This window comes from Hoeflea sp. AS60 (assembly GCF_038900115.1).
Lineage (GTDB): Bacteria > Pseudomonadota > Alphaproteobacteria > Rhizobiales > Rhizobiaceae > Hoeflea.
In genome coordinates this window covers 464,372-489,597 of the sequence record NZ_JBBMQP010000002.1, presented here as the reverse complement: position 1 = coordinate 489,597, position 25,226 = coordinate 464,372, and the positions used below count along the sequence as shown (strand labels likewise).

Genomic DNA, 25,226 nt, shown 5'->3' with positions numbered 1-25,226 from the left:
TCAGCCCTTCATCATGTTGACGTCTTCCACGGCAATGGAGCCGCGGTTGCGATAAAAGACGACGAGAATGGCAAGCCCGATGGCCGCTTCCGCTGCAGCAACCGTCAGGATCAGAAGCGCGAACACCTGCCCGACAATGTCATTGAGATGCATCGAGAACGCCACCATGTTGAGGTTGACGGCGAGCAGGATCAACTCGATCGACATCAGGATGACGATCACGTTCTTGCGGTTCAGGAAAATCCCGAAAATGCCAAGCGTGAACAGGATCGCGCTGACAGTCAGGTAATGGGAGAGTCCGATTTCCATGCGATTATTCCTTCACGTCGCCGCGTTCAAATGCCCTGGCCGGGCTTGACCTTGACCACCTCGATGGCGGTCTCCGGTGTCCGGGCGACCTGCTGGTTGATGTCTTGCCGCTTGATATGTTCACGATGCCTGAGCGTCAGCACGATGGCGCCGATCATGGCCACCAGAAGCACCATTCCGGAGATCTGGAAGTAGAAGATATAGTCCGTGTAGAGAACGTCGCCGAGCGCCTGGGTGTTGGTGCGCTCGCTCAGCGCGGGTATTGCACTTGCCCCGCTGCCAGCCGCTGCAGGGCTAAACGTGTTACCCGCCAGAACGACAATCAACTCTGCCGCCAGAATGATCCCGACAAGCGCCCCCATCGGGGCGTACTCGAGAGCGCCGGACTTCATCTCGGCAAAGTCGACATCCAGCATCATCACCACAAACAGGAACAACACCGCCACAGCGCCGACATAAACCACCAGCAAGATCATCGCCAGGAATTCAGCACCGGTGAGCAGAAACAGCCCGGCCGCATTGAAGAAGGTGAGGATCAGGAACAAAACGGAATGCACCGGATTGCGTGCCGCGATCACCATGAAAGCGGATGCCACTGCCACAAAGGCAAACAAATAGAAAAACAGAGCCTGCAGACCCATGATCGGCGCCTTTTCGTCTTTCCCCCGGAGTGACAGGAACATGTGCTCCCGCCCCGAATGGAGGCGGGATTGGCCAAAGCCGTCCCCTGCCCCCGCATGTGATTTCTAAACGGCGCGCCCGAATGGTGCACCGTCCCCGTGTCTTACCTGTAGGGTGAATCGATCGCGATGTTGCGAGCGATTTCCCGTTCCCAGCGGTCACCATTGGCGAGCAGCCGGTCCTTGTCGTAGTAAAGCTCTTCGCGTGTTTCGGTCGCGAATTCGAAGTTCGGTCCCTCGACGATTGCGTCGACCGGACAGGCTTCCTGGCAGAAGCCGCAATAGATGCACTTCACCATGTCGATGTCGTAGCGCACGGTGCGGCGCGTGCCGTCATTGCGTCGCGGACCGGCCTCAATGGTGATCGCCTGTGCCGGGCAGATGGCCTCGCACAGTTTGCAGGCGATGCAGCGTTCTTCGCCATTCGGATAACGCCTGAGCGCGTGCTCACCGCGGAAACGCGCGCTGACCGGGCCTTTTTCGTTCGGATAGTTCAACGTCGCCTTCGGTGCGAAGAAGTAGCGCATCGACATGAAGAAGGCACTGACGAATTCCTTCAGGAACAGTGATTTTGCGGCTTGAGCCAACATGGTCATTCTCCGCTCTGGTTTGGCTTGATCAGCCGGAATTGTGAATGGATGGAAGTCATCTTCACGGTGCCGTCCCCGTCAGCTTGAGCACGAAGGCAACGATCACCAGCATGCCGAGCGAGATCGGCAGGAAGACCTTCCAGCCAAGCCGCATCAGCTGGTCATAGCGGTAGCGCGGCACAAAAGCCTTCACCATGGAGATCATGAAAAACACCAGGCAGACCTTGAGCACGAACCAGATGATGCCCGGAACCCAGTTGAGGAACCACACATCCAGCGGCGGCAGCCAGCCACCCAGGAACAGGATCGTGGTCAGCGCACACATCAACACGATGGCCGCATACTCGCCGAGCATGAACATCATGTAGGGTGTCGAGCCATACTCGACCATGAAGCCGGCAACCAGTTCCGATTCCGCCTCGGGCAGATCGAAAGGAGGACGGTTGGTTTCAGCCAGTGCGGAGATGAAGAAGATGACAAACAGCGGGAACAGCGCGAACCAGTGCCAATCAAACAGCGAATTGGGCAAGCCGATCCGCGTGCCGATACCATCAGCCTGCGCCATCACGATATCGGTCAGGTTGAGCGAGCCGACGCAGAGCAACACCGATACGATCACGAAGCCGATCGAAACTTCGTAGGACACCATCTGCGCAGCCGAACGAAGCGCGCCAAGGAACGGGTACTTCGAGTTCGAAGCCCAGCCACCCATGATGATACCGTAGACCTCGAGCGAGGAGATCGCGAAGACAAACAGGATGCCAACATTGATATCGGCGATCACCCAACCGGCGTCAAAGGGAATGACTGCCCATGTCGCCAAGGCCAGCGTCACTGCGACCAGAGGCGCCAGCAGGAACACGCCCTTGTTGGCGCCTGACGGAATGACCGGCTCCTTGAAGACAAACTTCAGAAGGTCGGCGAAGGACTGGAACAGTCCCCAAGGGCCAACCACGTTCGGGCCGCGACGAAGCTGAACGGCAGCCCAGATCTTGCGGTCGGCGTAAAGGATGTAAGCAATGAACAGGAGCAGAGCCACCAGAACCAGCAGCGACTGCGCCAGAATGATGGCCCCGGGCCAGACATAAGTTGTGATGAAACCGTCCATGATGTTTCCCGCCCTTATTCCGCCGCCACTGCCTTGGCGGTCTTCGCCAAGGCCGAGCACTCAGCCATCACCGCAGAAGCGCGTGCAATCGGGTTGGTCAAATAGAAGTCTTTGACCGCAGACGCAAACGCCGATTTGTTCATCCGGCCCGCTTTCTTCGCAATTGCAGTAATTGCGCCATTATCGCCGGTGGAAATCATGTCGATTTCAGCGAAATGCGGATACTCCGCATAGAGCGCTGCCCGCAACGCCACGAGCGAATCATAGGGAAGCTTCTTGCCCAGCACATCAGAGAGCGCCCTGAGAATCGCCCAGTCCTCGCGCGCCTCACCCGGTGCAAAAGCAGCGCGGCTGCCCAGTTGCACCCGGCCTTCGGTGTTCACATAGGTACCGGATTTCTCGGTGTAGGTCGCAGCAGGCAGGATCACGTCCGCATGGTGCGCACCATTGTCGCCGTGCGTACCGATGTAGACGGTGAAACCGGCGGTCTTCTTGGTGAAATCAAGCTCGTCCGCGCCGAGCAGGAACAGCACGTCAGTGCCCGTCAGCATGGCTGCAGCATCAAGCCCGCCCTCGCCCGGCACCAGACCGAGATCAAGACCGCCAACGCGCGCAGCTGCCGTGTGCAGCACCGCAAAACCGTTCCAGTCGCCCTTCACTGCGCCGACGGCGTCGGCGAGCTTTGCTGCGTTGGCCAGAATGCCGGCGCCATCGCCGCGTGCCAGTGCGCCCTGACCGATGATGATCATCGGCTTCTTGGCGCGCTTGAGCTTTGCCGTGAACTTGTTGGTGCCGTCGACCAGCTCCTTCAGCGTTTCCGGACCTGCGCCGAGATATTCATGACCGTAGCGAAGATCAGCCTGTTCGCCGATCAGACCGATCGGCAATTCGCCCATCCGCCAGCGCTTGCGAATGCGCGCATTCAGGATCGCAGCTTCACGGCGCGGATTGGATCCGATGATCAGGATCGCATCCGCATCCTCGATGCCCTCGATGGTCGGATTGAAGATGTAGCTTGCGCGGCCAAGTGCCGGATCAAGCGCTGCGCCATCCTGACGGCAATCGATATTGGCCGAGCCGAGCGAGCTGATCAGCGCCTTGAGCGCGTACATTTCCTCGACCGCAGCCAGATCGCCGGCAATCGCCCCAATGCGGTCGGGCTTGGCACCGGCGACTGCAGTTGCGATAGCGCCGAAGGCTTCACCCCAGGATGCCGCTTCCAGACGACCGTTACGGCGCACATAAGGACGGTCAAGGCGCTGCGTGCGCAATCCGTCCCAGATGAAGCGGGTCTTGTCGGAAATCCATTCCTCGTTGATCGCTTCGTTGACGCGCGGCATCACCCGCATCACTTCGCGACCGCGTGTATCCACCCGGATTGCCGATCCGCAGGCGTCCATCACGTCGACTGATTCAGTCTTGTTCAATTCCCACGGACGCGCCTGGAATGCGTAAGGCCGCGAGGTCAGAGCGCCGACCGGGCACAGATCGATCACGTTGCCCTGCAATTCCGAGCTCATCGCATGCTCGAGATAGGTTGTGATCTCTGCGTCCTCGCCACGACCGATCAGGCCAAGCTCGGAAATACCCGCCACTTCGGTGGTGAAACGAACACAGCGCGTGCAGTGAATGCAGCGGTTCATGATCGTCTTGACCAGCGGTCCTATATATTTGTCTTCAACGGCACGCTTGTTCTCGGCGTAGCGCGAATTGTCCATGCCGAAGGCCATGGCCTGGTCCTGCAGGTCGCATTCGCCACCCTGGTCGCAGATCGGGCAATCAAGCGGGTGGTTGATGAGCAGGAACTCCATCACCCCTTCGCGCGCCTTCTTGACCATCGGCGTGTTGGTGAACACTTCCGGTGCTTCGCCGTTCGGGCCAGGCCGCAAATCGCGAACGCCCATGGCGCAGGAAGCGGCAGGCTTGGGCGGTCCACCCTTCACCTCAACCAGACACATCCGGCAATTGCCGGCGACCGACAGCCGTTCGTGAAAACAGAACCGCGGCACTTCCGCGCCGGCCTCCTCACACGCCTGCAACAGCGTGTAGTGATCCGGCACTTCGATCTCGTTTCCATCAACCTTGATCTTGGCCATGCAAGCAGTCCTACCTTTGCGAACGGTCGAAACGACCGCGTACCATCCCTCAACGGGACCTGATTGTGTTTCGCCGGACGGCGATTAGCCGCCCGGCTTTGTAGTCCTATTCGGCGGTTGCCCCGCCCTTTGCCAGCGCGCTGGCCTGCGAAATCCAGTCATCGCGACCGATCCGGCCGCTAAACTGCAGGTAATCGTCAACCCAGGCCGCCTCTTCCGGCTGCCAGCCGGCGATCTGGGCAAATGTCCAGACCCCCAGACCATTGAGCACTTGTTCAAGCTTTGGTCCGACACCGGAGATCAGCTTGAGATCGTCAGGCGTGCCAGGCTTCTCGATTTCCGCCGGGCGACGAAAATCTTCGGGCGCCAGCTCGGCTACATTCGCGACAGGCGCTCCATCGGATACCGGCGCGGTCTCACTGGCCACAGCGGCTGCAACCTCGGCATCAGACTTCAACTTCTCAACCGCAGCCCCAGTGGCAGTATTGACCGGTTCCGCGGCCTTTTCAGCCTTTGCCGGGGTGGCCTTTGGCTTGGCTCGCTTCACAGGAGCTACCTTGGCCTTGGCTTTCTGTGTCGCCGGCTTTGCGGCTGGCTTCAGCTCGACAATCTCGGCCGACTTCGATCTGACCACAGGCTCGGCAACGGCGACGGTTTCAACGTCGTCTTCTTCGGGCGCAAGAGGTTTGGTCAGCGTCGGCATCATCCAGCTGAAGTCCGGATTTTGCCCCAGCACCGAAGTCTGGCTTTGCATGGCGCCCTGCATTGCGCCCATCATCATACCGGCCATTTGCCCGGCGATGCCGAAACCGACTGCGGTTGCTGCAGCCGCCGCGCCCAACGGATAGACCATGAGCGGCGAGACATTAAGGTCCCCCGCTTTGGTCCAGTCAGTCATGGCGGTCATCGATCTCATCATCTCGTTCGTATTCATGTCTGCGGGAAAAGAAAACATCGACATCAGTCTCTCCTTAGTCGTGTGTTGGTTCTCGTCCCTTGTGACGTTTCCTTGCTTGCCGGGCCCGGCTTCGCGGGCCTCTTATTCAGCCGCTTCCAACCGCGTGTTGCGGCTCTGGACAGCATTGCGTGTGTACTGATCGATCCGCGCTTCCATCTCGGGACGGAAATGCCGGATCAGGCCCTGGATCGGCCAGGCCGCCGCGTCGCCGAGCGCGCAGATGGTGTGGCCTTCGATCTGCTTTGTAACATCAAACAGCATATCGATCTCGCGCTTCTGCGCATTGCCTTTGACCATGCGGTCCATCACCCGCATCATCCAGCCTGTGCCCTCGCGGCAAGGGGTGCACTGGCCGCAGCTCTCATGCTTGTAGAAGGCCGACAAGCGCCAGATGGCTTTGACCACATCTGTCGATTTGTCCATGACGATCACCGCAGCTGTACCGAGACCCGACTTGAGGTCGCGCAGGCTGTCAAAATCCATCGGCGTGTCGATGATATCGGCTGCGGGCACCATCGGCACGGAAGATCCACCCGGGATAACCGCCAGCAGATTGTCCCAGCCGCCACGAATGCCACCGCAATGGGTTTCGATCAGTTCACGGAACGGGATCGACATCGCCTCTTCCACCGTGCACGGCGTGTTGACGTGACCCGAGACGCAAAACAGCTTGGTGCCGGTGTTGTTGGGTCGACCGATGCCCGCGAACCAGGCGCCGCCACGGCGCAGGATGGTCGGCGCGACGGCGATCGATTCAACATTGTTGACCGTCGTCGGGCAGCCGTAGAGACCCATGTTGGCCGGGAACGGAGGCTTCAGCCGTGGCTGGCCCTTCTTGCCTTCGAGGCTTTCGAGCAGCGCTGTTTCCTCGCCGCAGATATAGGCACCGGCGCCATGGTGCACATAGACATCCATGTCATAGCCAAGCTTGGAATTCTTGCCGAGAAGCCCTGCTTCGTAGCATTCGTCGATCGCAGCCTGCAGCGCTTCGCGTTCGCGCATGTATTCACCGCGGACATAGATATAGGTCGCATGCGCGCCCATCGAGAAGCCGGCGATCACGCAGCCTTCGATCAGCGTATGCGGATCATGGCGCATGATGTCGCGGTCCTTGCAGGTGCCAGGCTCGGATTCATCCGCATTGATAACGAGATAGTGCGGACGTCCGTCGCTTTCCTTGGGCATGAACGACCATTTCAGCCCGGTCGGGAACCCTGCCCCGCCGCGGCCGCGAAGGCCCGAGGCCTTCATCTCGTTGATGATCCAGTCGCGCCCCTTTTCAAGGATGCCCTTGGTTCCATCCCAATGGCCACGCGCCATCGCACCCTTCAGCGACTTGTCGTAAACGCCGTAGATATTGGTGAAAATCCGGTCTTTATCAGCTAACATCATTCACCTCTATCGCGGCTTCTTGCCGAAGACTTTGATGTACTCGGCCTCGCCGCCCTTGGCCAGCGCCTTGGCCTGCTTGAGCCAGTCTTCGCGCTCGATGCGGCCCTTGAACTTGAGATACCCGTCAACCCATTCGCGCTCTGCCTTCTTCCACGACGCAACTTGCGCGTAGGTGTAGATGCCCAGCGAATGCAAGATGCCTTCGATCTTCGGGCCTACCCCGGAAATCATCTTCAGATCATCCGGCTGGGCGGGCTTGTCGATACCGGCGGGACGGTTCTTGTCTTCCAATGCCGGCGCAGGAGCCGACTTGGCGCTGCCCTTGGCAGTTGCCGCAACGGCCATCGTCGGGTTGCCCTGAGAAACCGGCTTGGCAGCCTTCTTCGCCGGCGTCACGGATTTTGCAGTCGACGCCACCGCAGCGGTCGAATTGCCCTTGGCCGTCGCCGAAGCCTTGCGCGCGGCGCTCAACTTTGGTGCATCCGTGGCGGTCGCCGCAGAGTTGGCATCCGCCTTCACATTGGCTTTCGCGGCAGCGGGAGACTTGGTCTCGGTTTCTGTCGAAGGCGTTTTCGGCCGTGCCGCCTTGGTCGCAGCAGGGGACTTCGCCTTGGCGGCCGATGTCTTAGCACCAGCCTTGCCACCAGGCTTGATCTCTTCCTTGAGCGTTGTCAGTCCGCCTGCGGGCCCGGAATAGATCCGGTCGATCTGCGGGCCCGGCTCAACATCGCCGGGACGACCGGCTTCGAAACGGTCAATGATGTAGGCCAGGCGTTCGGGCGTCAGGTCCTCAAAGGAGTCCTTGAAGATCATGACCATTGGCGCGTTCACGCAGGCGCCCTGGCATTCGACTTCTTCCCACGACAGCGTTCCACTCTCGTTGAGATGAAACGGCTCCGGATTGATCTTGGAGCGGCAAACGTCCATCAGTGCTTCCGAGCCGCGCAGCATGCACGGCGTGGTGCCACAAACCTGGATATGCGCCCGCGTTCCCACCGGCTTGAGCTGGAACTGGGTGTAGAAAGTCGCAACTTCCAGCGCCCGGATATAGGGCATGCCCAGCATGTCGGCGATCGATTCGATCGCCCGCTTGGTCACCCAGCCGTCCTGCTCCTGAGCCAGCATCAACAGCGGGATCACCGCCGATTGTGCGCGCTCCTTGGGATACTTCTTGATCCATACCTTCGCCTGCGCGGAAAATTCGCGGTTGAAGGCGAATTCCGCTGGCTGGACATTATCTTCGGCAAGTCGACGAACGGACATGATGAACTCTTTTGTCTTATTTCCGGCCTATTTGAATTCGCCGAGCGGCGACTTGGGCATGGAGGCAAACCTGTCAGAGGCTCTCATCGATCGACCTCCCCGAACACGATATCGAGCGAGCCCAGAGCAGCCGATACGTCGGCCAGCTGGTGGCCGCGGCAGACAAAGTCCATTGCCTGCAAGTGTGCGTAGCCCGGAGCCCGGATCTTGCACCGGTACGGCTTGTTGGAGCCATCCGACACCAGATAAACGCCAAACTCGCCCTTTGGCGCTTCGACGGCGGCATAGACCGCGCCCTCCGGCACCCGGTAGCCCTCGGTGTAGAGCTTGAAATGATGGATCAGCGCTTCCATCGACCGCTTCATCTCGCCCCGCTTGGGCGGCACGATCTTGCCGTCGGTTGTCGAAACAGGTCCGACCTTTTCCTTGCCCAGAAGCTGCTCGACGCACTGCTTCATGATCTTCACCGATTCACGCATTTCCTGCATGCGGATCAGGTAACGGTCGTAGCAATCGCCATTCTTACCGATCGGAATATCGAAATCGAGCTCCGAGTAGCACTCGTAAGGCTGCGAACGACGAAGATCCCATGCGGCACCCGAGCCGCGAACCATCACACCCGAGAAGCCCCAGGCCCACGCATCGTCCAGCTTGACGATGGCAATGTCGACATTGCGCTGCTTGAAGATGCGGTTGTCGGTCAAGAGACCCTCGATGTCATCGCAGGTCTTGAGGAACGGATCGCACCACTTGCCGATATCCTCGACCAGTTCATGCGGCAGATCCTGATGCACACCGCCGGGACGGAAATAAGCTGCGTGCAACCGCGCGCCACAGGCCCGCTCGTAAAACACCATCAGCTTTTCGCGCTCTTCAAAGCCCCACAGCGGCGGCGTCAGTGCGCCGACGTCGAGAGCCTGGGTGGTGATGTTCAAGAGATGCGACAGAATGCGGCCGATTTCCGAATAGAGAACCCGGATCAGCTGCCCGCGCTTCGGCACCGTCACACCTGCAAGCTTCTCAACCGCCAGGGCAAACGCATGCTCCTGGTTCATCGGGGCCACGTAATCGAGGCGGTCGAAGTAGGGAATGGCCTGCAGATAGGTCTTGGCTTCGATCAGCTTCTCGGTGCCGCGATGCAGAAGCCCGATATGCGGGTCAACGCGCTCGACGATTTCGCCGTCGAGCTCCAGCACCAGCCGCAGCACGCCGTGCGCAGCCGGGTGCTGGGGACCGAAATTGATGTTGAAGTTACGGACATTATGTTCGTTCATGGTACCCGTCCTCAACCCTTGGCTTTTTCATCGCCCGGCAGCACATAGTCGGTGCCTTCCCAGGGCGAGAGAAAATCGAAATTGCGGAACTCCTGCCTGAGCTCGACCGGCTCATAGACGACTCGCTTGACTTCATCATCGTAGCGAACTTCGACGAAACCGGTCAGCGGGAAATCCTTCCTGAGCGGATGCCCCTCGAAACCGTAGTCGGTGAGGATGCGACGCAGGTCAGGGTGACCGGTGAACAGAATACCGTAAAGATCGTAAGCTTCGCGCTCGAACCAGTCAGCGCCCGGAAACACCGGCGTCAGCGACGGCACCGGAACATCCTCGGAGGTCATGATCTTGACCCGGATCCGGAAATTCTGGCGCGGCGACAGCAGGTGGTAGACCACATCGAAGCGATCCGCCCGGCCCGGCCAGTCGACGCCGCAGATGTCGATGAAGCTGACAAACTGGCACTGCGTGTCATCACGGAGAAAGGTCATCAGTTCGATCAGATTGCCCGGCACGGCGATCAATGTCAGCTCGTCATAGGCAAGCTCGGCGCGATCAATGAGGTTGCCTTTGACTTCCGTGAGGTAGTCGGAAAGTTCCTTCAGGACTTGGCTCATGGTCGGCCCTCCTATCGCTCGATCGTGCCGGTGCGGCGGATCTTCTTCTGCAGAAGCAGCACACCGTACAAAAGCGCCTCGGCTGTTGGCGGGCAGCCCGGGACATAGATGTCCACCGGAACAACCCGGTCGCATCCGCGCACCACCGAGTAGGAATAATGGTAGTAGCCGCCGCCATTGGCGCACGACCCCATGGAAATGACATAACGCGGCTCAGGCATCTGGTCGTAGACCTTCCTGAGCGCCGGGGCCATCTTGTTGGTCAGTGTACCAGCAACGATCATCACGTCCGACTGGCGCGGTGAGGCGCGCGGCGCAAAGCCAAAACGCTCGGCGTCATAGCGCGGCATCGACATCTGCATCATCTCGACTGCGCAACAGGCAAGACCGAAGGTCATCCACATCAGCGAACCGGTACGCGACCAGTTGATCAGCTCGTCAGTGGATGTGACCAGAAAGCCCTTGTCGGCAAGCTCATTGTTGACTTCGCCGAAAAACGCATCGTCGCTGCCAACCGGCTTGCCGGTGTTGGGATCAATGATTCCCTTGGGCGCAGGCGCCACCAATGGTGCGTTGCTTACTCCCATTCCAGGGCTCCCTTTTTCCATTCGTAGACAAAGCCGACAGTCAACACGCCGAGAAACGCCATCATCGACCAGAAACCCATCCAGCCGATATCGCCGAATGACACCGCCCAGGGAAACAGAAATGCAACCTCGAGGTCAAAGATGATGAACAGGATCGAAACCAGGTAAAACCTCACATCGAACTTCATGCGCGCATCATCGAATGCGTTAAACCCGCACTCGTAGGCCGACAGCTTTTCCGGGTCAGGATTTTTGTAAGCGATCGCGAATGGCGCGATCAGCAAAGCAAGACCGATAACCAAAGCCAGACCGATGAAAATAGCAATTGGCACATAAGCGCCCAGAAGTTCCGTCATGACGTCCGTTCCTGTATCCGCCACAGTCAAAGCGCCTACCTTACCCGAAGGTCTGGAGCCCGCCATCACCTGTGCGGCTGATCATGTTGCAACGCGGCGTGGTTAGCGCAGCCCGCAAGCCGGCGCAAGAGCACATGAAGCATTTGATCAGATAGTGCCAGCTTTCGCCACTCAATGTTTGAATGATCGGGTCAAACACACATTCTCCGTGCCATTATGCCCCATCAGCAAGGCTGTTTTTCCAGCTCAGGAGAATCACCTTTGCGCCGACTTCATCGGCTGTTCAGCCCCCGGCAAAAGACCGTCACCAGGGTATGGACGCTAGCCTGTGCGCCATCGTGGTTTTTGGCGTGTTCGAGCACGCCGTTGACCGACTGAATGAGCAGGGATGCCAGCACATCCGCGTCGTCAGGCAGATGCGGATATTCTTCGATCACAGTTGCGACGATCCTGGAAAACTGGTCGTTTGCACTGATAACCTGGCCGCCGCAGATCCGGTTTTTCTCGTCAATGAGCTCACGCCCGAACTGCGATGCTTTAAGAAGCTGATACACCCAGCTGACCCGCGCATGCATCACAGCCATCAATCGCGCATCCCGCCCGTCCCTTCCGTGCACCGCGTCCATCACGGCTTGGTAAACCTCCGAGTTCAGCCGCTGGCTGATCGCCCTGAACACGTCTTCCTTGGTCTGAAAATGATTGTACAAAGCCGTGCGAGACAGGCCCGACGCCTTTGCGATGTCCGTCATTGTGGTTTTGGCGAAGCCATGCGTGCCAAACTCCGCAAGAGCGGCATCGAGCAGGGCTTCGACCGCAGGCGTCCGGTCCGGAAAATCAGTGTCCATTATCGATGAACTTTACATTCTGATCTAATTGTGTAAACTTTGCCCATGACATCAAAACCTCATCTTGTTCTTGTCGATCAGACAATTATCATCGATCGCCCGATCGACCAGGTGTTTGCCTTTTTGGCAAATCATGAAAACTACGCTCTTTGGTTTCCGGATGTGATCTCGATCACATCAGATCCGTCCGAGCCTCATGGAACAGTCGGGAAACATTACACCGAAACGATTCGGCTGCCGACCGGATGGAAGAAGAGAATTTCGATACCGTTGGTGGAAAGCAACCCTCCCCTTCAACTGGCGACCGAGGGCAAATTTGCTCTCTTGAACCCGCGCATGGAATACCAGCTGGAAGCAATTGACGGGGACGTTACACTGTTGCGCTGGGTATTCAGCAGCCGAACAGGCTCCGCGCTCGGCAGGGCACTGGTTCGGCTGCTTGCCGGGAAGGCGCTCACCGATCACGCCGCGGTCGCCCTTCCGAAGCTGAAGGCCATTCTGGAAAGCCCGTGATGCAAGACCGGTCTGGGAATACCGGTCAACCGCATGATCAGAAGCAGCAGCGGACACTGCGTCGCGCTGCCGCGACCGGCGGTCAATTCGACGGCAGAGCCCTGAAATTGCGTTCGGACATACGGTAAGGGTGCCTCACGGCAACACACGCACCAAGTTTCGATCTGACTTTATGGAACATCCCACCAAGAACATACGATCAAACCAGCTGGCGGTTAGCAACAGCCCGGCGATAAAACGAAAAGGCCCGGTCGCTAGACCGGGCCTTTTTCGAAAAATTTGTCCACCCCTCAAGAAGAGAAGTGGCGCGAGTGACGGGGCTCGAACCCGCGACCTCCGGCGTGACAGGCCGGCACTCTAACCAACTGAGCTACACCCGCGCATTTTTCTGACGAAACAGTGTGTGACCGCCGTTCCGTGAGCGGTGAATTACGGGGTTCGCACAGAGGTGTCAAGCGTCGATTGCGAAGGAAATTCGACAAAATTCAAACTTGTTCAAAAAGCCTCCCTATAGATGCGAGGGAGAATATGGCGCGGCCCGGTTCATTCACAAATTCATGATTATCGACGCACATTTTTTCTTGCGGAACCGGCACGAACCCCCTAAAGCATGCGCCACCGAACTGAGGGCGATTAGCTCAGTTGGTAGAGCGCCTCGTTTACACCGAGGATGTCGGGAGTTCGAGTCTCTCATCGCCCACCATTCGGACCTTCCGATATTTTCAGTCAGTCCATGACCGCAAAAGCAGTCATGCCTTCCTAGTGCGCGCCAGCACGCCGCCGGTTGCAGGTCCTCGGGCGCCCGTGGTGCCGGGATAGGTCAGCGGCAGGCCGCGAAGCGAGCGGACTGCCAGCCATGCCCAGGCCTCGGCTTCCATCGAATCACCGTTGAGCCCAGCCTCTTCCGCCAGAATCACCTGGCCTGTGTGCCGGGTCGCCACCGTCAGATCCTCGACGATCAGCCGGTTGTGACGGCCACCGCCTGTCAGGATCCACAGTTTCGGTTTTTCAGGTAGATGCACTTGCGCCTTGGCAATCGCAGCGGCCGTCACGAAAGCCAGCGTGCGCGCGCCGTCTTCCAGCCCCGCCTCGGTATCATCCGGGACCGTGAAATCATTGCGGTCGAGTGAGATACGCTCTTTTGCGGTGAAGAAGGGCGAATCGAGGTAGCGGTTTGCAAGGCCGGAAAGCACCCGGCCCTCCGATGCGATTGCTCCACCCGAATCAAAGGGGATGCCCGCATGCCGCGTCACCCACTGATCGATCAGCATATTGCCGGGTCCGCTGTCAAAGGCGCGCAGATCATCGTCAGGGCCGACATAGGTGATGTTGGAGATACCGCCGATGTTGACGAAGACAACCGGCGTCTCTTTGGCCCACTCGGCCGGCAGTCCTGCCGCAAGTGCACGATGATAGGCCGGCACAAGCGGCGCGCCCTGCCCGCCAAGGGTCATGTCATGGGCGCGCATGTCGTAGACGACGTCGATACCAAGCCGTTCGGTCAGACGCGCGCCATCGCCGAGCTGTACCGTGAGGGCCTCAAGCGGCCGGTGCAGCACAGTCTGGCCATGGAAGCCGATCACATCTATGTCGTCCGCAGCCAGCCCTTCACGCAGAAGAAACGCTTCCACCGCTGCCACGTGCCTATCGGTCAGCTCTGCCTCGAGGCCGGAAAGATCGTCCGGCCTCTCGCCGCGCACCTTGATTGCCTTCGCCGTCTCCAGCGCCTGCTCAAGCTGCTTTCGGAATTGTGGGTCGTAAGCTGTGAAAGACGATGCGCCTCGCCGGACCACCTTGTCGCCATCGGTCTCGACCAAGGCCAGGTCAATGCCATCCATCGAAGTGCCACTCATCAGTCCAATGGCGCGCTTGAGGGTGCCTTGTTTCGCCATTGAGTTCATTGTCACTGCCTCTGCTTGACCATCGCCGGAGGGAATCATCCCTGATGCAAGGCAGAAACCTACATGCGCGCGCACTGCGCGTCAGCAGCCGCAATGGTGGCTTTGGTTGAATGCGCCACTGGCTAGTGCTAAAGGCCCGCCCGAGCGTCGTACACCCGGCGGCGCACGTCTTGTTTTCCGGAATTGCCGACAACCTCGAGGACAGTGATATGTCAGCTTTCAAGTCCGATTTCCTGCGCACGCTCGATGAGCGCGGGTTTCTTCACCAGACCTCCGATCAGGCCGGTCTTGACGAATTGTTCCTGAAAGAGACAGTCACCGCCTATATCGGCTTCGATCCGACGGCGCCGAGCCTGCATGCGGGCGGCCTGATCCAGATCATGATGCTGCACTGGATGCAGCAGACCGGCCACCAGCCCATCGCCCTGATGGGCGGCGGCACCGGAATGATCGGAGACCCTTCGTTCAAGGACGAAGCCCGCAAGCTGCTGACACCGGAGCTGATTGTAGAGAACATTTCCGGCATCAAGAGCGTGTTCGCCAATTATCTCAATTTCGGAGACGGACCGCAGGATGCCCTGATGGTCGACAATGCCGACTGGCTTATGGGCCTCAACTACGTTGAGTTCCTGCGCGATGTCGGACGGCATTTTTCGGTCAACAGGATGCTGGCGTTCGATTCGGTGAAAACACGGCTCGACCGCGAGCAGTCACTGTCATTCCTCGAATTCAACTACATGATCCTTCAGGCCTACGACTTTGTCGAGCTGAACAAGCGCTATGGCTGCCGGCTGCAGATGGGCGGCTCGGACCAATGGGGCAACATCATCAACGGTATCGATCTCGGTCACCGTATGGATTGCCCGCAGCTCTATGCGCTGACCTCGCCGTTGCTGACCACCTCGTCGGGCGCCAAGATGGGCAAATCCGCCTCTGGTGCGATCTGGCTCAACGCCGACATGCTCAGCGCCTATGATTTCTGGCAGTACTGGCGCAACAGTGAGGATGCCGACATCGCGCGGTTCCTCAAGCTTTACACCACCCTGCCGCTTGACGAAATTGCCCGGCTTGAGGCCCTCGGCGGAGCAGAGATCAACGAAGCCAAGAAGATCCTGGCGACCGAGGTCACAGCACTGCTGCATGGCCGCGCTGCAGCCGAAGAAGCAGCCGAGACCGCGCGAAAGACATTCGAGGAAGGCGCGATCTCGGACAATCTGCCGACGATCACGGTTGCAGCTTCAGAGCTTGAAGCAGGTATCGGCCTGCTGGCCTTGTTCGTGAGTGCCGGTCTGGCCGGATCGAATGGCGAAGCCCGGCGTCATGTTCAAGGCGGCGCGATCAAGATCAATGATGTGTCAATCACCGACGACAAGACGCTGGTCAATGGCGGATATCTCAACGATGACGGCGTGATCAAACTCTCGCTCGGCAAGAAGAAGCACGTGCTGGTTCGCCCGCAATAGCATACAGCCGCAAGAGCCTTGAAAATCAGGACCGCCCGATCCCCGGATCCGGCGGTCTTTTTATGGTCTGAACTCGAAAATCGAGCGAAACACGCCCGGTGCGATGACAGAAAGCGGATTGACCTCGAGCAGCGGTGAAGATGTTTCTCCCGTCAACCTGAATGTGATGCCGATCAGGCCACGGTCTCGTCCGTTACCCAGAAGAACGCCGATCAGCGGCAACTCACTGAACAACCGGTTGACCCCATAGGCCGGCATGAACGTGCCGGTCATATCAATGCGCCCCTTGGCATCGTGAATCTTGCCCTGAAATGACGCACCGATTTGCGGGCCACGGACAACGCCTTCGCTGATACGAAGCTCACCATTGCCAGAAACAAGGCGCGCACTGGCAACCTCGAACCGCGCCTCTGACACATCGATATCGCCCTTCACCGCGTCCTTGAGGCTCTTGCCATCTTTCTTGCTGGGGGTGGCCACAAGAGAGCCCAGCCGTGGCTCCCCAACCACCTGAAAATTCCTCAGATCGAGCGTGCCGCGCCGCAATGGTCCGCCCTGGCGTTTCAGCCTGACGTTCACCAACCCACCCTGGATGCGCGAGTAAATGCCAGCGAAGCGGGAAAATGCCCCTGCATCACCGCTCGTCATCGAAATGGTTTCGCCAGCATCGCCTCCGGCAATCGCAATCACCACCGCCTGACCGGATTTCGTTACCGCCTTGAAATCGAGCAGTTCGATCCTGTCACCCCGCCCCTTGTAGCTCACTTTTCCGTTGGACAGCTTCTCGTCGGAATAGCCATGCATTTCCTCTATACTGCCGCTCACATCAACCGGCATGGAATTGGCCCCGGCATTCGGGTCAGCTGATTCCGCGGATTTCGCCAGTGTGATGATCGGGCGAAGATCAATGGATGCACCGTTGACCTTGACGTTGTAGCCCTTGCCCTTGCGCACAATCGCAGCCTGATAATTGTCCCGCGGCGAAAGACCGACGCGGTCAAACGTCGCGTTCACCAACTGCCCCTTCTTCAGGGAGACTTTGCCGGAAGCAGCAAACCCCTTCCCCGACAGTTTGAGATCTTCGAGCTTTATGGAATCGCCGTCGGTCTGCAGCGTAAAATCGAGCTTGGCTGCCACACCCTCGCCCTTCGTCCAGCCGATACCGGGAACCGTGAGCTTTGCTGCCGTCAGATCCAGGCTGACCAGCTGTTTGCCGTCGGCATTGCCATCGACTTCAAAGGAAAAGCCAACGGGGCCTGAAAACAACGCGCTGCTGCCCGGTGCAATCTTTTCGCGGTCTTGCGGACCGAGGGTTCCGGAGAGCCTGCGGCTCAATGGCACCTTGGAATCTTCACCTACCGGCTGCACGACATCGAGGCTCATTCTTGCCCCGTCCACCAGTGCATCGGCTTTCAGCACAGCCCGCTCCGGTGTCACGGAAAGGTTTCCGTCCATATCCGTCAGCATTCTGCCTTCGACAGGTTTGGCGATATCAACACCAACCATGTCAAGATTGACGTCCCATTCCGGCGGTGGGGGTGACTGATCCTGGATAAGTCCGAACCGCGCGGTTACTACCGAGGAGATCTGGCCACTGAGTTCCGAGGGCTTCAACCCTATCCTGTCGAGCGCATTGATCGGGTGGTAGGTAATGAGTTCGGCCACCGCATCTGCGTTACCGCGAACCGACATCGACAGTTCGGCCATCAGCGGTTGCTTGTCGGCTTCCGGAATCGCAAACACCGCATCATTCACATCAACCGTTCGGCCGGTCGGAAAAAACGCAGTAGCAGAAGCAATATTGAAGCTGATCTCCGATCCGCGGAGCCGCATGTGGCCGATCGCATCACGCAATGGCGGTATGTCACCGGCGACATTCATTCGCGCCCGCTCGATGTCAAAATCGATCTGCAACTGGTTTTCGTCAAAAAAGACATCTTCATAGGGTTTGTAGTGACCCGCTGGCGCTGCGAGTTGAATGCGCGCATTGCTGACGGTGCCGCCATAGAGATTTTCGAGCACCCATTGTCGCGCCCGTTTACCCACCCAATAGGGCCAAAGCTGCTTGACCGCCGCCGTCGACATGCGCTCGGCCTGGGCAACCAGATTTATTTCAGGCGAAATCCCTTCGACAAAGCGCCAGGATGCGGAACCGAACATGGCGCCTTGCGCTGACGCAACGGTCAGCTCTTCGGCGACCAGCTTTCTGTTTGCTGCGTCAAACCAACCGAAAGCCTTGCCGGCAAACGGGATTGGCGCCTCATCGGAATCGCCGGGAGCGGCAAGTCCCTTGTCGACGACAAAGTCAAATGCAATGCCCACGCCGGTTGCCGGTTCAAGCCGGTCCGCATCAATCAAACCGCCGGTGAACGGAATACTGGTTTCACCAATCCGGATCATGGATGAAGTGATCTCGATCTTGTGCATCTTTGGCATGTAGACGAGATTGACGCTTGCATCGCGAACGTCTGCCTCGACGCCACCCATCGTCATCGTTCCGTCAACCGCGGCGACCTTGATCGACAGCGTCGGTTTTCGGTTCGGCGTCGCCCGCCCCGCAGTGAAGTTGATCCCGAGCGGCGCCCTCACTCCGTTCTGTCGGTCACTTGGGCCTTCCGTCAGGAAATCGATTGCCAGGCCGTCAACTTCTCCGGAAATCTTTGAAAGTTCCGTGTCATTGGCCCTGGCGCTGGCCGTTCCCTTGATGCCAATCCGGTGTCCGTCACGTTCGATATCGGCTTCGACCTGATAGTGTTTGGCATCAACCCGGCGCACCAGACCATTTTCAATTACGACAGGCACACCAGCGCCCGAAATTCGTATGTCAGAAAAACGAAATGCCCCGGCATCCACCGCATCCACCTGGATGGCAATACGGTTCAAAGCAGTGAACATCTGCTCGATCATCGCATCCGTGCCATCGACCCGGAACTGCGCGAGATCAGTCAGATTGAAACCCTTGCCTTGCGGCGCGACCAGCTCCACACCACCAATATCAACCGACTGGATGGTGATTTGACCGGTTAGAAGTGCTTTAGCATCCAGAGCGATCAGAATGCTTTCGGCTCGACTGGCCGGTGACGTTCCATCCCGATTTTCCACCAGAACATCACGCGCCAAAAGCGCAAGATGGCCTTGGCTGGTCAGACGTATAGCTGCCGAACTTAGCTCTGCCCGCCTTTCAGGACCGACGGCCTGCGCCAGTGCCATTCGTGCCCGATCCCGTATAAACCCGTCTGCGATACCGGTCTCAAGGGCAGCCAGGAGCCCACCGGCAAGCAGCGCCAGCAATAAAACGGTTCCCAGCATCCAGCGCATTGCCGAACCGCTCCAGTGCCGCGGATGGTGCCCGCGCACCAGAATGGTGTCTTCCGCATTCGCCGACGGGTATTCGTGCAGACCGATAATGTCGCGTCGTTTGAACAGAACCTTGTCTATCGGCTTATCCGGCATGGGCTTAGGAATGTTATCTTTCTGTTTTATCGGTGATTCTTCTGGACTGTATGGACTTCGTTTATATATCGCCCTGAGGCAGGGTCACCTGCTAAAAACTTGAGACAACCACGAAAGGAATCCATTGTGACTGAAGTTGTTGAAGGCGCGAAGGCGCCGCAGATGGATCTGCCACGTGATGGCGGCGGAAACGTGTCATTGGCCGATTTTGCTGGCAAGAAGGTTGTGCTGTATTTTTACCCCAAGGACGACACCAGCGGCTGCACCACCGAGGCTCTGGACTTTACCGCAATGGCAAGCGAATTCGAGAGTGCCGGTGCTGTTGTTGTTGGCGTGTCGCCCGATCCGGTCAAGGCCCACGACAAGTTCGTCGCCAAGCACAATCTCGGCGTCATACTTGCCTCCGACGAGGAGAAATCCGTGCTCGAGGCCTATGGCGTTTGGCAGGAAAAGAGCATGTACGGTCGCAAGTACATGGGCGTGGAACGTTCGACCTTCCTCATTGACGGCAGCGGAAAAATTGCCCGGGTCTGGCGCAAGGTAAAGGTGCCCGGACATGCCCAGGCGGTACTCGAGGCGGTTCAGGCCGTTTGAAACGCGGCTGACAACCAGTGTCTGGATCAAGATTGACCACCGCAACACATACCATTCTGTCCCTGCGTGACGGCGCAGCCAAGGCCATAATGGCTGAGGATCTCACTGAAAAAACCACCCTCGCCCAGGAGGTTGCGGGGCGCTGGCACGCGCGGCGGCTTTCGCTTCGCTCACCGCTCGACACTCTTGCACCGTTAAGGCCTGGACGCCCGTCCAAACCGGAACTGGTGCCACCGACGCAGGTCAAGCGTCGCTCGCTGCATTCGCCCCACGGGCGGATCGCCATGCTGCATGCCATTGCTCACATAGAACTCAACGCCGTTGATCTGGCGCTCGACATCGTTGCCCGTTTTGCCACCGCCCCGATGCCGCAAAGCTTTTTCGATGGGTGGATGCAGGTGGCCTTTGAAGAAGCAAAGCATTTCAATCTGATCAGGCAACGGCTTCACCTGCTGGACGCAGATTACGGCGACCTGCCAGCCCATGACGGCTTGTGGCAGGCAGCCCACGACACCCGCAACGACCTGACCGCACGGCTGGCCATCGTGCCGCTGATTCTGGAAGCGAGGGGGCTTGATGTCACGCCATCGCTCAGAGCCAAGATGCGTGAGGTTGGCGATCATGACACCGCCGATGTGCTTGATGTGATCTACGAGGATGAGAAAAAGCATGTGGCAGTCGGCGCCAAATGGTTCCGGTTCATCTGTGCACGCGAAGGCAAGGACCCTGCCGAGACTTTCAGGCTTTTGGTGCGCGCCAATTTCCGCGGCGGCTTGAAACCGCCCTTCAATGACCTCGCACGCGCTGCCGCCGGGCTGACGCCGACTTTCTATCGCGCCCTGACCAGTCAAAACATGTCTTGATGCTAATCAATTGCCTCTGAAAGGCCCACGTTCAAACCTTTGTTAACCTTAACAGGTTGTAATCCTCCTGAACAATTAACGGCAAACAGTTCTGACGAGGATTACCGAGTGTCGCAGAGGCAGGACAGCCGCGTATTTGGCAAAAAGCCAAAGCATTCCCACACCATCATCTTCGCCAGCGGTGAAACCATCAGGCATATCACAATTCGCCCATGGATCGCCGGATTGCTGATGTCTGTGTTGGGCGTGATGGCAATAGGCTATCTGGGCGCCACTTCCTATCTCGTGCTCCGCGATGACCTGATCGGCGCTTCCATGGCGCGTCAGGCGCGCATGCAGCATGCCTATGAAGACCGAATCGCCGCCCTCAGGTCGCAAGTCGACCGTGTCACAAGTCGGCAACTGCTCGATCAGCAATTGATGGAAGAGAAAGTTGCCGAGCTGATTGCCCGGCAGAATGCATTGAGCAATCGCCATGGCAAGCTTGGGCCATTGCTGGATCGGGTTGGCGTCTCGCCGAACCAGATCCCGGTTCCGACCGAAAACCCGAAGAAGCAGGCACTGTTGTCAACGCCAACCAACAAGACGGCACGGCTTGCTGCTCTGGCCTCGAGCTCGAGCATTGTCGCCGATCCAGCGGAACGGAATATCAATGCCCTCGCCTACGCCAGCGGATCGACCAGCGTGGAGCGGGAATCAGTTGGCGAACGCGCCGACAGGATTTTTTCGAGCGTGACCCTTTCGCTCAAGTCTATCGAACGCGAACAGATCGAGAAGATGCAAGGCCTCGCAATCGATGCCTTTGAAACCGCATCGGAAATCGACGAGATTATCAAGTCGGCAGGTCTGCCGGTGCTTGCTGGCGAAGACAGCGCCGTGGGCGGCCCTTTCGTGCGGCCAAACGACCCCAACGCCTTTGAGGCCACACTTGACGATCTCGACCAGGCCCTCGGCCGGCTGGACACGGTGCGGCGTCATGCGCGCAAGTTGCCGATCGGCATTCCAGCCCCGGGAAGAGAAATCACCTCTCGTTTCGGAAACCGCCGCGATCCGTTTCTGGGTCGCCTCGCCTTCCATGGCGGCATCGACTTCCGCACCCCGACGGGAACCCCCATTTATGCCACGGGTTCGGGCATTATCATTCATGCAGGTCGCAATGGCGGCTACGGCAAGATGGTCGAGATCGACCACGGCAACGGCATTACCACCCGCTACGCTCACCTCTCGGCTGTCGAAGTCCGCGAAGGCGATCGTGTGACAATCGGCGTGCGCCTCGGAAAGTCCGGCTCCACAGGCCGCTCCACAGGCCCGCATCTGCATTATGAAGTGCGACGCAACGGCGACGCGGTCGATCCCATGCGTTTTCTCAAGGCGGCCAAGATGCTCAAGCCGCTCCTTGTATCCAACTGATTGATCAGCTCCCTATCCATCGCGGATAGGCTGAACACAAAAAGGGCCGCAGATGCGGCCCTTTCCAGTTGTCGTGCAATCCTGATTTACAGAACGCCTTCAGGCACCAGCACCTTGTCAATGACGTGAATGACGCCATTGGATGTCTCGATGTCTGCGGTCACTACCGTGGCATCATTGACCATTGCTCCGTTGTCGAGATCAATCGTGACCATCGAACCCTGAACGGTCGCCGGGGTGGAATCGTCCACGAGATCAGTCGACATCACTTTTCCGGGGACGACATGATAGGTAAGCACTGCCACCAGCTTGTCCTTGTTTTCTGGCTTGAGCAGGTCCTGAACGGTCATGCCGAGCGCTGCGAACGCTTCGTCCGTCGGCGCGAATACCGTGAACGGGCCTTCGCTCTTCAGTGTGTCGACAAGACCCGCAGCCTGAACGGCTGCAACCAGCGTTGAAAAGCTTCCTGCTTCGACCGCTGTGTCGACAATGTCCTTCTTGCCCGAATGGGACGCCGCCATTGCAGAAGCGCCGGTCAGACCGATTGCGATGAAGGCTGCTGCGATTGTCTTTATAAATTTCATGTTTAACTCCATTGTGAGGTTTGAATGCCCCCGCGCACCCTTTCACGAAACTCGCACTGGATCGGTTCACCTCCATCGGCCAACCAATCGGGTAAAGACAAGCCAGCGCTTTTGCCGGTTCATCGACCTTGAAAATTCGCCGACGCGCCTAAGCAGAAATCAAGTCGGGACAGCGCTGTTCCGGGCTTTTCCTTGACTTAATGCAGCGCAACGACTATTCGGAACGGAATGGGACTGCGTTGAAAAGCGCGCTCCCGCGCCTTGCCGCAAACTCCGAAACGGAAAACGCTCCCAATTGACCACTTTTGCTGATCTTGGCTTAAGCCAAAAAGTACTGTCCGCCGTAACTGACGCCGGCTACACGACGCCAACCCCGATCCAGGCTGGTGCAATACCGCCGGCACTCGAAAGGCGCGACATTCTGGGCATCGCCCAGACCGGAACCGGCAAGACCGCCGGCTTCGTTCTGCCGATGCTGACCATGCTGGAGCGCGGCCGCGCAAGGGCCCGCATGCCACGCACCCTGATCCTTGAACCAACGCGCGAACTCGCTGCCCAGGTTCATGAGAACTTCGAGAAGTACGGCAAGAACCACCGTCTCAACATCGTTCTGCTGATCGGCGGCGTCTCCTTTGACGAACAGGACCGCAAGCTCGAACGTGGTGCCGATGTGCTGATCGCCACCCCGGGCCGACTGCTCGACCATACCGAGCGCGGCAAGCTGTTGATGACCGGCGTTGAAATCCTTGTTATCGACGAAGCTGACCGAATGCTCGACATGGGGTTCATTCCCGACATCGAACGTATTGTTAAATTCATTCCGTTCACCCGTCAGACCCTGTTTTTCTCGGCCACCATGCCGCCGGAAATCCAGAAGCTCGCCGACAAGTTCTTGCAGAACCCGGCACGCATCGAAGTTGCTCCGCCCTCGTCGACTGCGGCAACTGTGGTGCAGCGGCTTGTTGCCTGCGGCAGCAAGGACTTTGAAAAGCGCGAACGCCTGCGTGACCTGATCAAATCCCAGACCGAGCTGACCAACGCCATCATTTTCTGCAACCGCAAGAAAGACGTGGCCGATCTCTACAAATCGCTCGAAAAGCACGGCTTCTCCGTTGGAGCCTTGCATGGCGACATGGACCAGCGCTCGCGCACCAACATGCTGCAGGGCTTCAAGGACAATGAAATCACGCTTCTTGTGGCCTCCGATGTTGCGGCCCGCGGCCTCGATATCCCGGCCGTGAGCCACGTCTTCAATTTTGACGTGCCGATCCATGCCGAAGACTATGTGCACCGCATCGGCCGCACCGGTCGCGCCGGCCGCGCCGGAGCCTCGTTCACGATGGTTTCGCGTCGTGACGCCAAATATGTTGACGCCATCACCAAGCTGATTGATCGCGAGATCGAGTGGCTTGATGGTCAGGACGCCATCCAGGCTTCCGACCCGGCAGATGACAAGCCCGGCCGTGGCCGCCGTGGCGAAAGCAAATCGCCCGCGCGCCGCTCAGGTCGAGGCGAAAAGCGCAACCACGACGAAAAGTCAGAGCCCGTTGCGGTGGCTGAAGCCCCAGTGGAAGCCGTGAAACCTGCGGAGGTCGTCGAGATCGTGGCAGCCAGGGAAGCAGAACCGCGTCGCGAACGCGAAGAGCGCCAGCCGCGTCAGGAGCGCGAAGAGCGCCAACCACGTCAGGAACGCGAAAACCGTCCGGCGCCACAGCGCGCACCGGAACCGGCCAATGCCAATGACGACCGCAATCGCAATCGCAACCGCCGTGGTGGCCGCGACAATGACGACCGCGAGCCGACACCTGTCGGTTTCGGCGACGAGATCCCGGCCTTCATGATGATTGGCAGCTGATCAGACAATCTGATCCGCTCTTGGATACCAAGCCGCCTGCGTCTTCGCCGGCGGCTTTTTCTTTGCTCATCCAGCAGCATGTTTGGGCGATTTCCCGGAGAAGAAGCCTACTTTTTCGCCCGTAGCGCTGCAGCCCAGGCAAGAGCGACCCATCTGGATAGCTCATCCGGATCATCGAGCGCTTCTTCGGGAATCGACCAGTAGGGCATCGCCACCCGCTTGTTCTTGCCGTCATAAATCCACTGGCTGGCGCCTGCATCGGCAAAGTCAGGCGCGCTCCCCGCATCAGCCTTGAGCAGAAGGTCGCCCCCTACTTCGAGGGCCAGTATCTTGCCTTGGTGGTAGATCCCCTTGCCACCGAACATGCGCTTGATCGTCACCTCGCCGAGGCTGTCGAACATCTCGCGGATCCGATCATTATCCATGGCTGGAATTGTGCTCCGGATTGGTGTGCCTCACATGAAGTGACAATGTGCAGGGCATTTTTCACAACGGCAAGCTTGTTCCGGCGGGATCGC

23 protein-coding genes and 2 tRNA genes are annotated in these 25,226 nt (G+C 58.6%); 7 read left to right on the top strand and 18 right to left on the bottom strand.

The annotated features are described in order from the left end of the window. From nuoK to WNZ14_RS12595, 13 genes are all read right to left on the bottom strand, one after another. Nucleotides 1–309: an NADH-quinone oxidoreductase subunit NuoK gene (gene nuoK, locus WNZ14_RS12655; RefSeq protein ID WP_047029814.1), complete on the bottom strand. Its 309-nt coding sequence runs from the start codon at nt 307–309 to the stop codon at nt 1–3. Nucleotides 310–335: 26 nt separating this feature from the next. Further along, entirely contained in the window at nt 336–950 is a 615-nt protein-coding gene (locus WNZ14_RS12650) for an NADH-quinone oxidoreductase subunit J (protein ID WP_342870225.1), read from the bottom strand. 143 nt (nt 951–1,093) lie between these two features. After that, nucleotides 1,094–1,585, bottom strand: coding sequence for an NADH-quinone oxidoreductase subunit NuoI (gene nuoI, locus WNZ14_RS12645; protein ID WP_342869009.1), 492 nt, complete (start codon nt 1,583–1,585; stop codon nt 1,094–1,096). Nucleotides 1,586–1,640: 55 nt separating this feature from the next. Continuing rightward, the gene (nuoH, locus tag WNZ14_RS12640; RefSeq protein ID WP_342869008.1) at nt 1,641–2,687 is read right to left on the bottom strand and encodes an NADH-quinone oxidoreductase subunit NuoH; all 1,047 of its coding nucleotides are present in this window, start codon (nt 2,685–2,687) and stop codon (nt 1,641–1,643) included. A 14-nt stretch (nt 2,688–2,701) separates the two neighbouring features. Continuing rightward, complete coding sequence (gene nuoG / locus WNZ14_RS12635; protein ID WP_342869007.1) at nt 2,702–4,783, bottom strand: NADH-quinone oxidoreductase subunit NuoG; 2,082 nt, start codon at nt 4,781–4,783, stop codon at nt 2,702–2,704. 106 nt (nt 4,784–4,889) lie between these two features. Next, the gene (locus WNZ14_RS12630; RefSeq protein WP_342869006.1) at nt 4,890–5,744 is read right to left on the bottom strand and encodes an NADH-ubiquinone dehydrogenase; all 855 of its coding nucleotides are present in this window, start codon (nt 5,742–5,744) and stop codon (nt 4,890–4,892) included. 78 nt (nt 5,745–5,822) lie between these two features. After that, nucleotides 5,823–7,130: an NADH-quinone oxidoreductase subunit NuoF gene (gene nuoF / locus WNZ14_RS12625; RefSeq protein ID WP_342870224.1), complete on the bottom strand. Its 1,308-nt coding sequence runs from the start codon at nt 7,128–7,130 to the stop codon at nt 5,823–5,825. Between the two features lie 9 nt (nt 7,131–7,139). Continuing rightward, nucleotides 7,140–8,396, bottom strand: a complete 1,257-nt coding sequence (locus WNZ14_RS12620; protein WP_342869005.1) for an NADH-quinone oxidoreductase subunit E — start codon at nt 8,394–8,396, stop codon at nt 7,140–7,142. Between the two features lie 83 nt (nt 8,397–8,479). Continuing rightward, the gene (locus WNZ14_RS12615; protein WP_342869004.1) at nt 8,480–9,670 is read right to left on the bottom strand and encodes an NADH-quinone oxidoreductase subunit D; all 1,191 of its coding nucleotides are present in this window, start codon (nt 9,668–9,670) and stop codon (nt 8,480–8,482) included. An 11-nt stretch (nt 9,671–9,681) separates the two neighbouring features. Then, nucleotides 9,682–10,284, bottom strand: a complete 603-nt coding sequence (locus WNZ14_RS12610) for an NADH-quinone oxidoreductase subunit C (protein WP_342869003.1) — start codon at nt 10,282–10,284, stop codon at nt 9,682–9,684. Nucleotides 10,285–10,295: 11 nt separating this feature from the next. Next, nucleotides 10,296–10,871: an NADH-quinone oxidoreductase subunit B gene (locus tag WNZ14_RS12605; protein ID WP_342869002.1), complete on the bottom strand. Its 576-nt coding sequence runs from the start codon at nt 10,869–10,871 to the stop codon at nt 10,296–10,298. Continuing rightward, the gene (locus tag WNZ14_RS12600) at nt 10,862–11,227 is read right to left on the bottom strand and encodes an NADH-quinone oxidoreductase subunit A (RefSeq protein ID WP_269386589.1); all 366 of its coding nucleotides are present in this window, start codon (nt 11,225–11,227) and stop codon (nt 10,862–10,864) included. The genes WNZ14_RS12605 and WNZ14_RS12600 overlap by 10 nt, the downstream gene beginning before the upstream one ends. 272 nt (nt 11,228–11,499) lie before the next feature. Further along, the gene (locus WNZ14_RS12595; RefSeq protein WP_342869001.1) at nt 11,500–12,072 is read right to left on the bottom strand and encodes a TetR/AcrR family transcriptional regulator; all 573 of its coding nucleotides are present in this window, start codon (nt 12,070–12,072) and stop codon (nt 11,500–11,502) included. 45 nt (nt 12,073–12,117) lie between these two features. Between WNZ14_RS12595 and WNZ14_RS12590 the strand changes: the two genes are divergently transcribed. Next, entirely contained in the window at nt 12,118–12,585 is a 468-nt protein-coding gene (locus WNZ14_RS12590) for an SRPBCC family protein (protein ID WP_342869000.1), read from the top strand. Nucleotides 12,586–12,888: 303 nt separating this feature from the next. Here the strand turns inward: WNZ14_RS12590 and WNZ14_RS12585 are convergent. Beyond that, nucleotides 12,889–12,965, bottom strand: a tRNA-Asp gene (locus WNZ14_RS12585). 247 nt (nt 12,966–13,212) lie between these two features. Here WNZ14_RS12585 and WNZ14_RS12580 point away from each other — a divergent pair. Next, nucleotides 13,213–13,288 (top strand) — tRNA-Val (locus WNZ14_RS12580). A gap of 46 nt (nt 13,289–13,334) precedes the next feature. Here WNZ14_RS12580 and WNZ14_RS12575 read toward each other — a convergent pair. Continuing rightward, complete coding sequence (locus WNZ14_RS12575; RefSeq protein WP_342870223.1) at nt 13,335–14,477, bottom strand: anhydro-N-acetylmuramic acid kinase; 1,143 nt, start codon at nt 14,475–14,477, stop codon at nt 13,335–13,337. Between the two features lie 218 nt (nt 14,478–14,695). Here WNZ14_RS12575 and tyrS point away from each other — a divergent pair, with 218 nt between their 5' ends. Then, nucleotides 14,696–15,949 (top strand): tyrosine--tRNA ligase, encoded by a 1,254-nt coding sequence (gene tyrS / locus WNZ14_RS12570; RefSeq protein ID WP_342868999.1) that lies wholly within the window; start codon nt 14,696–14,698, stop codon nt 15,947–15,949. Between the two features lie 60 nt (nt 15,950–16,009). On the opposite strand, the gene WNZ14_RS12565 is transcribed toward tyrS, so the two are convergent. Next, nucleotides 16,010–19,402, bottom strand: coding sequence for a DUF3971 domain-containing protein (locus WNZ14_RS12565; RefSeq protein ID WP_342868998.1), 3,393 nt, complete (start codon nt 19,400–19,402; stop codon nt 16,010–16,012). Nucleotides 19,403–19,528: 126 nt separating this feature from the next. Here WNZ14_RS12565 and bcp point away from each other — a divergent pair, with 126 nt between their 5' ends. The 3 genes from bcp to WNZ14_RS12550 all read left to right on the top strand — a co-directional run bounded on the left by bcp (nt 19,529) and on the right by WNZ14_RS12550 (nt 22,269). Then, nucleotides 19,529–19,996, top strand: a complete 468-nt coding sequence (gene bcp, locus WNZ14_RS12560; RefSeq protein ID WP_342868997.1) for a thioredoxin-dependent thiol peroxidase — start codon at nt 19,529–19,531, stop codon at nt 19,994–19,996. Between the two features lie 89 nt (nt 19,997–20,085). Then, nucleotides 20,086–20,859: a ferritin-like domain-containing protein gene (locus tag WNZ14_RS12555; RefSeq protein ID WP_342870222.1), complete on the top strand. Its 774-nt coding sequence runs from the start codon at nt 20,086–20,088 to the stop codon at nt 20,857–20,859. A gap of 108 nt (nt 20,860–20,967) precedes the next feature. Beyond that, nucleotides 20,968–22,269, top strand: a complete 1,302-nt coding sequence (locus WNZ14_RS12550; protein ID WP_342868996.1) for a M23 family metallopeptidase — start codon at nt 20,968–20,970, stop codon at nt 22,267–22,269. Between the two features lie 86 nt (nt 22,270–22,355). Here WNZ14_RS12550 and WNZ14_RS12545 read toward each other — a convergent pair whose 3' ends face one another. Further along, nucleotides 22,356–22,853, bottom strand: coding sequence for a fasciclin domain-containing protein (locus WNZ14_RS12545; protein ID WP_342868995.1), 498 nt, complete (start codon nt 22,851–22,853; stop codon nt 22,356–22,358). A 295-nt stretch (nt 22,854–23,148) separates the two neighbouring features. Between WNZ14_RS12545 and WNZ14_RS12540 the strand changes: the two genes are divergently transcribed. Further along, entirely contained in the window at nt 23,149–24,708 is a 1,560-nt protein-coding gene (locus tag WNZ14_RS12540; RefSeq protein ID WP_342868994.1) for a DEAD/DEAH box helicase, read from the top strand. 107 nt (nt 24,709–24,815) lie between these two features. Here the strand turns inward: WNZ14_RS12540 and WNZ14_RS12535 are convergent, their stop codons facing one another. Then, the gene (locus tag WNZ14_RS12535; protein ID WP_342868993.1) at nt 24,816–25,133 is read right to left on the bottom strand and encodes a TfoX/Sxy family protein; all 318 of its coding nucleotides are present in this window, start codon (nt 25,131–25,133) and stop codon (nt 24,816–24,818) included. Nucleotides 25,134–25,226: the final 93 nt, after the last annotated feature.